The 12984-nt window shown below is 70.1% G+C and carries 10 protein-coding genes and 1 riboswitch; of the genes, 8 read left to right on the forward strand and 2 right to left on the reverse strand.

The window, feature by feature from the left end; translation table 11 throughout:
* The first annotated feature begins 131 nt into the window (after window positions 1–131).
* From ACZ7GZ_RS17610 to ACZ7GZ_RS17645, 8 genes are all read left to right on the forward strand, one after another.
* Window positions 132–1241, forward strand: a complete 1110-nt coding sequence (locus ACZ7GZ_RS17610) for a transglycosylase family protein (RefSeq protein ID WP_471024978.1) — start codon at window positions 132–134, stop codon at window positions 1239–1241.
* Window positions 1242–1438: 197 nt separating this feature from the next.
* Window positions 1439–1612: riboswitch (cyclic di-AMP (ydaO/yuaA leader) on the forward strand.
* A gap of 4 nt (window positions 1613–1616) precedes the next feature.
* A complete protein-coding gene (locus tag ACZ7GZ_RS17615) occupies window positions 1617–2318 on the forward strand; it encodes a transglycosylase family protein (protein WP_471024979.1) in 702 nt (233 codons plus the stop codon).
* A gap of 304 nt (window positions 2319–2622) precedes the next feature.
* On the forward strand, window positions 2623–3930 hold the full coding sequence (gene eno / locus ACZ7GZ_RS17620; RefSeq protein WP_471024980.1) for a phosphopyruvate hydratase: 1308 nt from the start codon (window positions 2623–2625) through the stop codon (window positions 3928–3930).
* Window positions 3931–4045: 115 nt separating this feature from the next.
* Complete coding sequence (locus ACZ7GZ_RS17625; RefSeq protein ID WP_471024981.1) at window positions 4046–4522, forward strand: FtsB family cell division protein; 477 nt, start codon at window positions 4046–4048, stop codon at window positions 4520–4522.
* A 52-nt stretch (window positions 4523–4574) separates the two neighbouring features.
* Complete coding sequence (locus ACZ7GZ_RS17630; protein WP_471024983.1) at window positions 4575–5117, forward strand: DUF501 domain-containing protein; 543 nt, start codon at window positions 4575–4577, stop codon at window positions 5115–5117.
* Window positions 5114–6079 carry a Ppx/GppA phosphatase family protein gene (locus ACZ7GZ_RS17635; RefSeq protein WP_471024985.1) on the forward strand — a complete coding sequence of 322 codons (966 nt, stop codon included), beginning with the start codon at window positions 5114–5116 and terminating at the stop codon, window positions 6077–6079. Before ACZ7GZ_RS17630 ends, ACZ7GZ_RS17635 begins: the two co-directional genes overlap by 4 nt.
* A gap of 536 nt (window positions 6080–6615) precedes the next feature.
* A complete protein-coding gene (locus tag ACZ7GZ_RS17640; RefSeq protein ID WP_471024987.1) occupies window positions 6616–8007 on the forward strand; it encodes an NAD(P)/FAD-dependent oxidoreductase in 1392 nt (463 codons plus the stop codon).
* Between the two features lie 162 nt (window positions 8008–8169).
* Window positions 8170–9468, forward strand: a complete 1299-nt coding sequence (locus ACZ7GZ_RS17645; protein ID WP_471024988.1) for a class I SAM-dependent methyltransferase — start codon at window positions 8170–8172, stop codon at window positions 9466–9468.
* 64 nt (window positions 9469–9532) lie between these two features.
* On the opposite strand, the gene ACZ7GZ_RS17650 is transcribed toward ACZ7GZ_RS17645, so the two are convergent.
* Window positions 9533–12061: an ABC transporter permease gene (locus ACZ7GZ_RS17650; protein ID WP_471024989.1), complete on the reverse strand. Its 2529-nt coding sequence runs from the start codon at window positions 12059–12061 to the stop codon at window positions 9533–9535.
* The gene (locus ACZ7GZ_RS17655; RefSeq protein WP_471024991.1) at window positions 12061–12831 is read right to left on the reverse strand and encodes an ABC transporter ATP-binding protein; all 771 of its coding nucleotides are present in this window, start codon (window positions 12829–12831) and stop codon (window positions 12061–12063) included. The genes ACZ7GZ_RS17650 and ACZ7GZ_RS17655 overlap by 1 nt, the downstream gene beginning before the upstream one ends.
* Between the last annotated feature and the right edge of the window lie 153 nt (window positions 12832–12984).

Consider the following 12984-nt stretch of genomic DNA (forward strand, 5'->3'; position numbering starts at 1 on the left):
TTGTGATCTTCACGTGATCTGCGCGGCATTAACTTGTGACAAGTGATCGTCTGCCGATACGTTCACCCATCAGCGTGGCGACGGATTCCAGTGCGCCGCGCCGGTCCTGCTGTCGCACGAAAGGCTTCCGCATGCTCTCCGGGAACGGTCGTCACCGTCGCCCCCGTCAGGCTCCGGCCCTCCTCGTCGCGGCCGGAGTGACCGGCTCCGCCATCGCCATCCCGCTGCTCGGCGCCGCGAGCGCCAACGCGGCCGACGGCACCACCTGGGACAAGGTCGCCGAGTGCGAGAGCGGCGGCTCCTGGAGCGCGGACACCGGGAACGGCTACTACGGCGGCCTGCAGATCTCGCAGGACGACTGGGGCAAGTACGGCGGTACGCAGTACGCCGACAGCGCCGACCAGGCCAGCCGCTCGCAGCAGATAGCCGTCGCCGAGAAGATCCTCGCCGACCAGGGCACCAAGCCGTGGGCCACCTGCGCCCTGCTCTCCGGTCTGACCTCCAACTCCGCTTCGGTCGACGTCGACACCGGCGTCGGCGGCTCCGGCGACACCTCCGGCTCGGGTGACACCTCCGGCTCGGCCGGTCTGCCGGAGTCATCGGCATCCGACCCCGGTTCCGGCTCCCACTCCGACCCGGGCTCCGGCTCCAACTCCGGCTCCGGCTCCAACTCCGCCCCCGGTTCCTCCGCCTCCGGTTCCTCCGGCTCGGATTCCTCCGGTTCTGATGCCCCTGACTCCTCCTCGGGCTCGAGCACCACGCCGGCTCCGCAGCGGAGCCACCACGCCGCAAAGACCCCGGACGCGACCGGCGGCTCCACCGGAACCAGCGCCCCAAAGTCCGACAAGACCGGCAAGTCCGGCTCGACCGGAGGTGGCGGCTCCCAGGACGGGGGCAGCTCGCCGACGGCAACGCCCGGTACCGACGAATCGGACAATTACCAGCAGTCCGCCGGTTCGTGGAGCCTGGTCGACACCGGCACGCTCAGCAGTGGCGGACGTCACCGTGGTGGGAGTGCGGACGAAACGGTGACAAACGGTCAGAACACCCCCTCCTCCGGCCGTCACGCCGGTCGCACGGCGGGTGCCTACACCGTCCGCGAGGGGGACACCCTCGCCTCCATCGCCGACTCCCTGGGCGTCGACGGCGGATGGCACGCGCTCTACGACGGGAACAAGAGCGTCATCGGTGCCGACCCGAACCACATCACCGCCGGTCAGACCCTGGAAATCGGTTCCTAAGAGGGCGAAAACCAGCGGTAGTTGACGCCCCGTTTCGCCGCTGATGTCCGTTTCGGTGAAAGTGTGGGATGAGTCTCAGAAGCCCTGATCGTCTTTGAAATTCCCTCGATCACGTGTCTACGGTCAGGACCGCTCGTCACCACGAGCCCCGGCAGTCGCAACGCCGAATCCTGCCAGCGGTTGCCCGGGAACAGTCGTCGCGTCAAGCGCCGCAGGCAGGAGCGGGGGACCCAAGGTAAGTGCCGGATCCGGCGGTTGACGCCGGCACCGGCTGGGGGTGAAGCCGCGCCTCGCGAGAGCGAGTGCGCGGCCGGGCAACTCAACCGGCCCGAACCCGACAGCTCACCTCGCAGGCGTCGGTGAGGGGATCGATCCATGCTGTTTTCCGGCAAGGGCAAGCACCGTCGTCCGTCCAAGGCCACCCGTGTCATCGCGCTCGCCGGTGTCACCGGCGCAGCCGTCGCCGCCCCGCTGATGGCGGCCGGCAACGCCTCCGCCGCCACCGCCTCCGAGTGGGACGCGGTCGCCCGGTGCGAGTCGGGCGGCAACTGGTCCATCAACACCGGCAACGGCTTCTACGGCGGCCTGCAGTTCACCAACTCCACCTGGGCCGCGTACGGCGGTACCGCCTACGCCGCGCGCGCCGACCTCGCCACCAAGGCGCAGCAGATAACCGTCGCCGAGAAGGTCCTCGCGGGTCAGGGCAAGGGTGCCTGGCCGGTCTGCGGCACGGGCCTGTCGGGCGCCGCGTACAACGGCTCCGCGCCCAGCGCCCCCTCGAACACCACCTCGTCGAAGACCACCGCGCCCAGCACCGCCACGCGCTCCGGCCAGCAGGCCGCCTCCCGCTCCGCCGAGCGCACGGCCCCGGCCAAGAGCAAGACCGTCACCACCCCGACCGGCAAGAAGGTCAAGAAGGGTGACGGCGAGTACAAGGTCGTCACCGGTGACACCCTCAGCTCCATCGCCGTCGAGCACCACGTCCAGGGCGGCTGGCAGAAGCTCTTCCAGCTGAACAAGGACATCGTCGAGGACGCGAACCTCATCTACCCGGGCCAGCAGCTGCACCTGAAGTAAGCGGCAGCGGCACTCAGGCCCGCCCCCGTCCCCACGGGCTCCCCGCCCCGGCGCGTGTTCCCCCGTACGCGCCGGGGCGGGGTCTTTTGCGCGCGCCCCGCGCGCCCGTGCGCGTGCCCATGTGCGTGCCCTCTGCATCCACCCTTTGTTCCGTTCATGAACAATGGGTACCGTCTGCGTGTGCCTCCCCGTCCACGGGGCGGTCGGTCGGTGGCCGATCCCCCGGAGACGGTTAGGCTCTAGTCGCAAGGCACAGCCGTAAGGCAGCAAGCCCCGCACTTCCAGCGTCACATCCAAGAAGGAGATGCTCGTGCCGTCCATCGACGTCGTCGTAGCCCGGGAAATCCTGGACTCCCGAGGCAACCCCACGGTCGAGGTCGAGGTCGGCCTCGACGACGGCAGCACGGGTCGTGCCGCCGTCCCGTCCGGCGCCTCGACCGGCGCCTTCGAGGCCATCGAGCTGCGCGACGGTGACCCCAACCGTTACCAGGGCAAGGGCGTCGAGAAGGCCGTCCTCGCCGTCATCGAGCAGATCGGCCCGGAGCTGGTCGGCTACGACGCCACCGAGCAGCGCCTGATCGACCAGGCCATGTTCGACCTGGACGCCACCGACAACAAGGGCTCCCTCGGCGCCAACGCCATCCTCGGCGTCTCCCTCGCCGTCGCCCACGCCGCCTCCGAGGCCTCCGACCTCCCCCTCTTCCGCTACCTGGGCGGCCCGAACGCGCACCTGCTGCCGGTGCCGATGATGAACATCCTCAACGGCGGCTCGCACGCGGACTCCAACGTGGACATCCAGGAGTTCATGATCGCCCCGATCGGCGCGGAGTCCTTCTCCGAGGCCCTGCGCTGGGGCACCGAGGTCTACCACACCCTGAAGAAGGTCCTGAAGGGCAAGGGCCTGTCCACCGGCCTCGGCGACGAGGGCGGCTTCGCCCCGAACCTGGGCTCCAACCGCGAGGCCCTCGACCTCATCCTCGAGGCCGTCAAGGAGGCCGGCTACGTCCCCGGCCAGCAGATCGCCCTCGCCCTCGACGTGGCCGCCTCCGAGTTCTACAAGGACGGCAAGTACCTCTTCGAGGGCAAGGAGCGCTCCGCCGCCGAGATGACGGAGTACTACGAGGAGCTCGTCGCGGCCTACCCGCTCGTCTCCATCGAGGACCCGCTGTTCGAGGACGACTGGGCCGGCTGGAAGGTCATCACCGACCGTCTGGGTGACAAGGTCCAGCTGGTGGGTGACGACCTGTTCGTCACCAACCCCGAGCGGCTGGCCCGTGGCATCGAGGAGGGCACCGCCAACGCCCTCCTCGTCAAGGTCAACCAGATCGGCTCGCTGACCGAGACCCTGGACGCCGTCGAGCTGGCCCAGCGCAACGGCTTCAAGTGCATGATGTCCCACCGCTCCGGCGAGACCGAGGACGTCACCATCGCCGACCTGGCCGTCGCCACCAACTGCGGCCAGATCAAGACCGGCGCCCCGGCCCGCTCCGAGCGTGTCGCCAAGTACAACCAGCTGCTGCGCATCGAGGAGATCCTCGACGACGCCGCCGTGTACGCGGGCCGCAGCGCCTTCCCGCGCTTCCGCGGCCACATCGACGTCTCCAAGGGCTGACGCAACCCGGGCTAAGTATTAGCCAGTCATACGTACGTCCCCGGACCCGGTCCCGTACCGTGTCCGGGGACGTACGCACGTGTGACGCGCAAGGCAAGGGGAGGCGGAGAGCCACATGGCCGTGAAGGACCGCGACCGTTTCTCCACCGCGACCAGGCTGCGGCTGCTCGGCGAGCAGACGGCGGCCCGGGTCTACCGCTCCCAGACCAAGCGGCAGGCCCGCCGCTCCCGGCTCACCGGCCGGGCGGCGCTGCTCGCGCTGGTGCTGTGCTCGATGATCGTCGCGCTCGCCTACCCGATGCGGCAGTACGTCTCCCAGCGCGCGGAGATCGCCGACCTCCAGCGCCAGCAGGAGCAGGCCCGCAAGCGGGTCGAGCAGCTGCGCGACCTCAAGGCACGCTGGCAGGACGACTCCTACGCCGAGCAGCAGATCCGGCGCCGGCTGCACTATGTGAAGCCCGGCGAAACCGGGTACGTGGTCGTCGACCCGGGCGCGGCCCAGCAGTCCCGCACCGACCTCCGGGCCGCCCACCGGCCCTGGTACGCGAACGTCTGGGACGGGGTCGACAAGTCCGACGCCTCCGACCAGTGAGCAGTAACGCCGGCCTTTGGCCGTAACCGACAGAAAGCTTCGAAGAGCAGTCATGGAAACGCCCCCGCCGCCCACTTTGCGCACCGAGCCCACCGACGCGGACGTCGAGGCCTTCAAGCAGCAGCTCGGCCGCCCGCCGAGGGGCCTGCGGGCCATCGCGCACCGCTGCCCGTGCGGCCAGCCGGACGTCGTGGAGACCGCGCCGCGGCTGCCCGACGGCACGCCCTTCCCGACGCTGTACTACCTCACGTGTCCCAAGGCGTCCTCCGCCATCGGCACGCTGGAGGCGAACGGCGTGATGAAGGAGATGACCGAGCGGCTGCAGACGGACCCCGAGCTGGCCGCCGCCTACCGGGCCGCGCACGAGGACTACATCCGGCGCCGTGACGAGATCGAGGAGCTGAAGGGCTTCCCGAGCGCGGGCGGCATGCCGGACCGGGTCAAGTGCCTGCACGTCCTGGTGGCCCACTCGCTGGCCGCGGGCCCCGGCGTGAACCCGCTCGGCGACGAGGCGCTCGCCATGCTGCCGCAGTGGTGGAGCAAGGGTGCCTGTGTGACCCTCGAACACCCCGAGGACGAGGGGGACGAGAAGTGACCCGCGTCGCCGCCGTCGACTGCGGTACGAACTCCATCCGTCTGCTGGTCGCCGACGTCCATCCCGGGACCGGTGAACTCGTCGACCTCGACCGCCGGATGACGATCGTGCGGCTCGGCCAGGGCGTCGACCGCACCGGCCGGCTGGCCCCGGAGGCGCTGGAGCGCACGTTCGCGGCCTGCCGTGAGTACGCGGCCGTGATCAAGGAGCACGGCGCCGAGCGCCTGCGCTTCGTGGCCACCTCCGCCTCCCGCGACGCCGAGAACCGGGACGACTTCGTACGCGGCGTGCTGGACATCCTCGGAGTCGAGCCGGAGGTCATCACCGGCGACCAGGAGGCCGAGTTCTCCTTCACCGGCGCGACCAAGGAGCTGGCGGGGCGCAAGGACCTGACCAGGCCCTACCTCGTCGTGGACATCGGCGGCGGCTCCACCGAGTTCGTCGTCGGCGACGACCACGTCCGGGCGGCGCGGTCGGTGGACGTCGGCTGCGTGCGCATGACGGAACGTCACCTGGTGCGGGGCGGCAAGGTCTCCGACCCGCCCACCGAGGAGCAGATCGCCGCCATACGGGCCGACATCGAGGCCGCCCTGGACCTCGCGGAGCAGACGGTCCCGCTGCGCGAGGCGCACACCCTGGTGGGCCTGGCCGGCTCGGTCACCACCGTCTCCGCGATCGCCCAGGAGCTGCCCGAGTACGACTCCGCGCGCATCCACCACTCCCGGATCTCCCGCGACCGCGTCCGCGGGATCACCGAGTGGCTGCTTGGCTCCACGCACGCCGAGCGCGCCGCGATCCCGTCCATGCACCCGGGCCGGGTCGACGTCATCGGCGCGGGCGCCCTGGTCCTGCTCGCGATCATGGAGCGGATCGGCGCCGAGGAGGTCGTCGTCAGCGAGCACGACATCCTCGACGGCATCGCCTTCAAGGTGGCGGAAGAGGCCGAAGAGGCGGTCGGCTAGGCGGCAGCCGGCCTGGGGGACGCCGAGCGGCCCTGGTTCCTCCCGGGGAACCAGGGCCGTCGTTTCCGCGACGCGGGCCGACCGTCACCGGGGGACCTGATGTTACTTGTGAGTAGCCAACGCCTGAGCAGGTCGGATAACGTCTGAGCGCCGCCGCGGGGTCCTTCCGGGGCCCTCGGCGAGGTGGTGTCGGAAAACTTCGTGAAGTTCTTCACAAGGAATTCGGACCGGTCGGGGCACACAAGGGGGTCCGATGGCCCTTTCGGGTGTCCAAGACGTCCTTGAACATGTTCAGATGGAGGTCGTGGGACACCTTCGGATCGCGTGGCGACGGGGGTGTTGCGAACGGCTCACACGCCCGCCCGCCGCCGAGAGAGGCAGCTCACGCGGCATTGACAACGGCTCCGAGGATGCTGCGGTTCCCCTCGGTCGCCATGATCTGCGTCACGCGAGTCGCGGAGTGTAACACAGGGTCTGTCGGAGCTTGTGAAGGGGCGCACGAGCGACCCCTCCCAGGCGGGTGGATACTCGATGGCATGAGCACCACGGAGCGTCCCAGGATCCTCGTAGTAGGCGGTGGGTACGTAGGCCTGTACGCAGCTCGGCGCATTCTCAAGAAGATGCGCTACGGAGAGGCGACCGTCACGGTCGTCGACCCCCGGTCGTACATGACCTACCAGCCCTTCCTCCCCGAAGCCGCCGCCGGCAACATCTCCCCTCGCCACGTCGTCGTGCCGCTGCGACGCGTGCTGCCGAAGGCGGAGGTCCTCACCGGCCGGGTCACCACCATCGACCAGGACCGCAAGGTCGCCACGATCGCCCCGCTGGTGGGCGAGGCGTACGAGCTGCCCTTCGACTACCTGGTCATCGCGATGGGCGCGGTCTCCCGCACCTTCCCGATCCCCGGCCTCGCCGAGCAGGGCATCGGCATGAAGGGCATCGAGGAGTCCATCGGCCTGCGCAACCACGTCCTCGAGCAGCTCGACAAGGCCGACTCGACCAACGACGAGGAGATCCGCCGCAAGGCGCTCACCTTCGTCTTCATCGGCGGCGGCTTCGCGGGCGCGGAGACCATCGGCGAGGTCGAGGACATGGCCCGGGACGCGGCCAGGTACTACAAGAACGTGTCCCGCGAGGACATGCGCTTCATCCTCGTCGACGCCGCCGACAAGATCCTGCCGGAGGTCGGCCCCAAGCTCGGCCAGTACGGCAAGGAGCACCTCGAGAGCCGCGGTGTGGAGATCTACCTCTCCACCTCCATGGACTCCTGCGTCGACGGCCACGTCGTGCTGAAGAACGGCCTCGAGGTCGACTCCAACACGATCGTGTGGACGGCCGGCGTCAAGCCGAACCCGGCCCTGGCCCGCTTCGGCCTGCCGCTCGGCCCGCGCGGCCACGTCGACTGCGAGCCCACGCTCCAGGTCAAGGGCACGGACTACATCTGGGCCGCCGGTGACAACGCGCAGGTCCCGGACCTCGTGGGCCGCAAGGCGGGCAACGAGAACGCCTGGTGCCCGCCGAACGCCCAGCACGCGCTGCGCCAGGCGCGCGTCCTCGGCGACAACGTGGTCTCCGGTATGCGGGGCTTCCCGCAGAAGGACTACGAGCACGCCAACAAGGGTGCGGTGGCCGGTCTCGGCCTGCACAAGGGCGTGGCGATGATCGTCATGGGCAAGATGAAGATCAAGCTCAAGGGCCGCCTCGCCTGGTACATGCACCGTGGCTACCACGGCATGGCGATGCCGACCTGGAACCGCAAGATCCGCGTCTTCGCCGACTGGACGCTCGGCATGTTCCTCAAGCGCGAGGTCGTCTCCCTGGGCGCCATGGAGAACCCGCGCGAGGAGTTCTACGAGGCCGCCAAGCCCGCGCCGGTCGCCGCCGCGAGCACGGCCGACAAGGCCGGGGAGAAGGCCAAGGCCTCCTGACCTCCACCGGTCGCCGACTGACCCGAAGGACCTCCTGCCATCCGTGGTGCGGGAGGTCCTTCGGCTTTGCCCGGAAAAGACGACATGGGGGACTACTTTCGGTGGCCGACGGTGTTTACGTGGTTACCGGCATCCGGGATCGTCGTCTTGGAGGTGTGCGTCATGGCCGACGCCGCGTCGCGGCTGAGGAGTCTTGCCGAGCAGCTGCTGGGAGCCCCGCTCCCGGTCCGGCTGCGGGCCTGGGACGGTTCGCAGGCCGGGCCGCCGGACGCGCCGGCGCTCGTCGTGCGCAACCGCCGCGCCCTGCGCCGCATGCTGTTCAAGCCGGGCGAGCTGGGCCTCGCCCGCGCCTGGGTCTCCGGCGACCTGGGGATCGAAGGGGACCTGTACACCACGCTGGACGCGATGGCGGGTCTGGTGTGGGAGCGCGGGGAGGGCGGGCGCGGTCTGATCGAGTCCGCGCGCGACCCCGCCGTACGGGCCGCCGTCCGTGAGTTGCTGAAGCTGGCGGGGCCGCCGGTCCCGCCCGCCCCGCCGCCCGAGGAGGCCCGCAGGCCGCGCCGCAACCTGCACACCCGGCGCACCGACAGGCGGGCCATCAGCCACCACTACGACGTCGGCAACGACTTCTACGAGCTCGTCCTCGGCCCGTCCATGGTCTACTCCTGCGCCTACTGGGAGGCCGGGAACGACGCCACCCTGGAGACCGCCCAGCGCGACAAGCTCGAACTCATCTGCCGCAAGCTCGGCCTGACACCAGGTCAGCGGCTGCTGGACGTCGGCTGCGGCTGGGGTTCGATGGCCGTCCACGCGGCCCGCGAGCACGGTGTGAGCGTCGTCGGGGTCACGCTGTCGCAGGAGCAGGCGGCGTACGCCCGTAAGCGCGTCGCCGAGGAGGGGCTGACCGACCGGGTGGAGATCCGGGTCCAGGACTACCGGGACGTCAGGGACGGCCCCTTCGACGCGATCTCCTCCATCGGCATGGCCGAGCACGTCGGCGCCGAACGCTATCTGGAGTACGCCCGCCGGCTGCACGGCCTGCTGGGGCCCGGCGGGCGGCTGCTCAACCACCAGATCGCCCGCCGTCCGCAGCACGACGAATCGTCCTACCGTGTGGACGAGTTCATCGACGCGTACGTCTTCCCGGACGGCGAACTGGCCCCGATCGGCAGCACCGTCACCCAGTTGGAGCGGGCCGGGTTCGAGGTGCGGGACGTGGAGTCCATCCGCGAGCACTACGCCCGCACCCTGCGCCGCTGGGTGGCCAACCTGGAGGCCGACTGGCACCACGCGGTCCGCCTGACCAGCCCCGGCCGCGCCCGCGTCTGGCTGCTGTACATGGCCGCCTCGGCGCTCGCCTTCGAACGCAACCGGATCGGCGTCAACCAGGTCCTGGCGATCCGCACCCCGGAGTCGGGCGCGTCCGGCCTGCCGCTGCGCACCCGCACCTGGAACACCTGACCGGCCGTACGACACGAGGGGCCCCGCTCCGGTGACGGAACGGGGCCCCTCGGATGCCGTACGGCTACTCGGCCTTGATCGCCGCCAGCATGTTCAGCCGGGCCGCGCGCCGGGCCGGCCACAGCGCGGCCAGGACCCCGACCAGGCCCGCCAGCAGCAGGAAGACCGCCATCCGGCCCCAGGGCAGGACCAGTTCGTACGTCGGCATCTTCGTGCCCAGCAGCTCGCCGGCCGCCCAGCCGAAGAACACGCCCAGACCGATGCCGAGCACCCCGCCGAACAGGGAGATCACCAGGGACTCCAGGCGGACCATCCGCTTGACCGCCCTGCGGTCCAGGCCGATCGCACGCAGCATGCCGATCTCCTGCGAGCGCTCGAAGACCGACATGGCCAGGGTGTTGATGACCCCGAGGACCGCGACGACCACCGCCATGCCGAGCAGGCCGTAGAGCATGTTCAGCATCGTCGTGAACATCTTCGCGATGCCGTTGGAGATGTCCTGCTTGTCCTGGATCTTGATCGCCGGGTTCAGGCCGAGGGCCTTGGTCAGCTTGCTCCTGGCCGCGTCGGACGCGCCGTCCGCCGTCTTGACCATGACCTGCATGTCGGCGGGGTCCGTGAGGTGCGGGGTGAGGACCCTGTTGTCGAGCATGATCCCGTTGATCATGTCGTTGCCCTCGTAGATCCCGGCGACGGTCAGCCGCTGCGCCTTGCCGTCCTCGAAGTGCGCGGTGAAGTGCGAACCGGGCGTCCAGCCGTGCTCCTCGGCCCGGTCCTTGTCGACGACGACCTGTGTGCCGCCCACCTCGAACGTGCCGTCGTCCACCTTCAGGTCCGTCAGCTTCCCGATGGACGAGCCGTTGACCCCGGTCAGGTACTCGCTCGTGCCGTCGATCCGGGACTCGCCGTTGCGCAGCGGGCTGCTGGCGGTGACGCCGTCGGTGGCGGCGAGCTTCTTCGCCACCTCGGGGGAGAGCGGGGAGCGGTTGGCCATCGAGACGACGTAGTCGGCGCGGATCGCCGAGGAGGCCATCTTGTCGATCGCCGTCTGCAGGCTGCCCGCCATCACCGTCATACCGGTGATCAGGGTCAGGCCGATCATCAGCGCCGAGGCGGTGGCCGCCGTACGCCGGGGGTTGCGCACCGAGTTCTGGCGGGCCAGCTTGCCCGAGACGCCGAAGGCGCGCATGAGCGGGGCGGCGGCCGCGATCAGCGGGCGGGACAGCAGCGGGGTCAGGATGAACACACCGGTGATCAGCAGCACGGCCCCGATGCCCATCGGGCCCTGAGCGGAGTCGGCGTCCATCGACGTGGCCGCGAGGACCACCGCGATGCCGGCCGCCGCGAACAGCGCGCCGAGCGTGTTGCGCAGCACCAGCGACTTGGTCGTCGCCTTGGCGTGCACGCTGCTCATCGCCGCCACCGGCGGGATCTTCGCGGCGCGGCGGCCGGGCAGCCAGGCGGCCAGCACGGTGATGAGGATGCCGACCGCGAGGGCGGCCACCACCGTGCCGGGGCTGATCACCAGCGGCCCGTCGGGCACGCTCGCACCGAAGGAGCCCAGCAGGGAGCGCAGGCCCGCGCCGATGCCGATACCGGCGGCCAGACCGGCCACCCCGGCGACCGCGCCGACCGCGAACGCCTCGATGAGCACCGAGCGGGTCACCTGGCGGCGGGAGGCGCCGACCGCGCGCAGCAGGGCCAGTTCCCGGGTGCGCTGGGCGACCAGCATGGTGAAGGTGTTGGCGATGATGAACGTGCCGACGAACAGGGCGATGCCGGCGAACACCAGCAGGCTCTGCTTCAGGCTGCTCATCTGGTCGGAGATCATCTTCGCCTGGTCGTCGGCGAGCTGTTTGCCGGTGGTGGTCTCCACCAGGTGGGACGGCAGGGCCTTGTCCAGCGCGGCCTTGAGCGCGGCCTGGCTGGTGCCGGGCGCGGCCTTGACGTCGATCTCGTCGTAGGTGCCCTTCTTGCCGAAGAGCTTCTGCGCCGTCGGCGTGTCGAACAGGGCGAGGCTGCCGCCGGCGGACACGTTGCCGTCGTCGGTGGTGAAGATGCCGGCGAGGGTCGGCTTGAGGACCGGGCCGTTCACCGACAGGCGCACGGTGTCACCGACCTCGTAGCCGGCGCGCTTCGCGGTCTTGGAGTCGAGCAGCACCTCGCCCGCGCCGTGCGGGGCGTGGCCGCCGACCAGCGGGTAACGGGCGTCCTTGGTGCCCCAGTAGTTGCCGCCGGCGGACTGCCAGTCGCCGCCGGCCAGCTTGCCGTCCTGGTCGGCGACGGCGGTGAAGCCGCTGACGACACCGGTCGCGGAGGCGGCGCCGGGGACCTTGCCGGCCTTGTCCAGCATGGCCCGGGTCAGCTCGGCCGTCCGGCCGACCTGGTCGCCCTTGGAGTCCTGGTACTCGGGCCGCACGGCGACGTCGACCTGGTCGAAGCCCTTGGCGGAACTCTTCTGGTAGGCGTCGGAGATGGTGTTGGTGAAGACGAGCGTCCCGGAGACGAAGGCCACGCCGAGCATGACGGCGAGCACGGTCATCATCAGCCGGGCCTTGTGCGCGAGGACGTTGCGCAGGGCGGTGCGGAACATCAGCTGGTACGGCCCTTCGCGTCGAACTGCTTCATGAGGTCGAGGACGGAGTCGGCCGTGGGCGCGTACATCTCGTCGACGATCCGGCCGTCGGCGAGGAAGACGACGCGGTCTGCGTAGGCGGCGGCGACCGGGTCGTGGGTCACCATGACGACGGTCTGGCCCAGTTCGCGCACGGAGTTGCGCAGGAAGCCGAGCACCTCGGCGCCGGAGCGCGAGTCGAGGTTTCCGGTCGGCTCGTCACCGAAGATGATGTCGGGCCTGGAGGCGAGGGCACGGGCGACGGCCACGCGCTGCTGCTGACCGCCGGAGAGCTGCGCGGGCCGGTGGCTGAGCCGCCCGGACAGGCCGACCATCGAGATCACCTGGTCCATCCAGGCCTTGTCCGGCTTCCGTCCGGCGATGTCCATCGGCAGGGTGATGTTCTCCAGGGCGGTCAGCGTCGGCAGCAGGTTGAACGCCTGGAAGATGAAGCCGATCTTGTCCCGGCGGAGCTTGGTGAGCTGCTTGTCCTTCAGGGCGCCCAGCTCGGTGTCGCCGATGCGCACGGAGCCGGAGGAGAAGGTGTCGAGGCCGGCCACACAGTGCATCAGCGTGGACTTGCCCGAGCCGGACGGGCCCATGATCGCGGTGAACTCGGCCTGCCGGAAGTCGACGGAGACCCGGTCCAGGGCGACCACCCGGGTCTCACCCTGCCCGTAGATCTTCGACAGCTCCGAGGCGCGTGCGGCCACTGCGGTGGTCCGGCCGGCGGTGGGTGTGGTGGTCACGGGACGGTGCTCCTGTCGGGACGACGTGTGTTCCATGGGGACCGTTCCATCGTCTCGGTGCCGGGAGCGCGTGTAGTCAGTCGCTGATCCGGTTCCGGAGGGCGACTCGGGTCGGACGGGCGGGCCCCGTGTCATACCTGGGGAGGACGGCCG

The sequence above is a fragment of the Streptomyces sp. NPDC037288 genome (assembly GCF_055603265.1).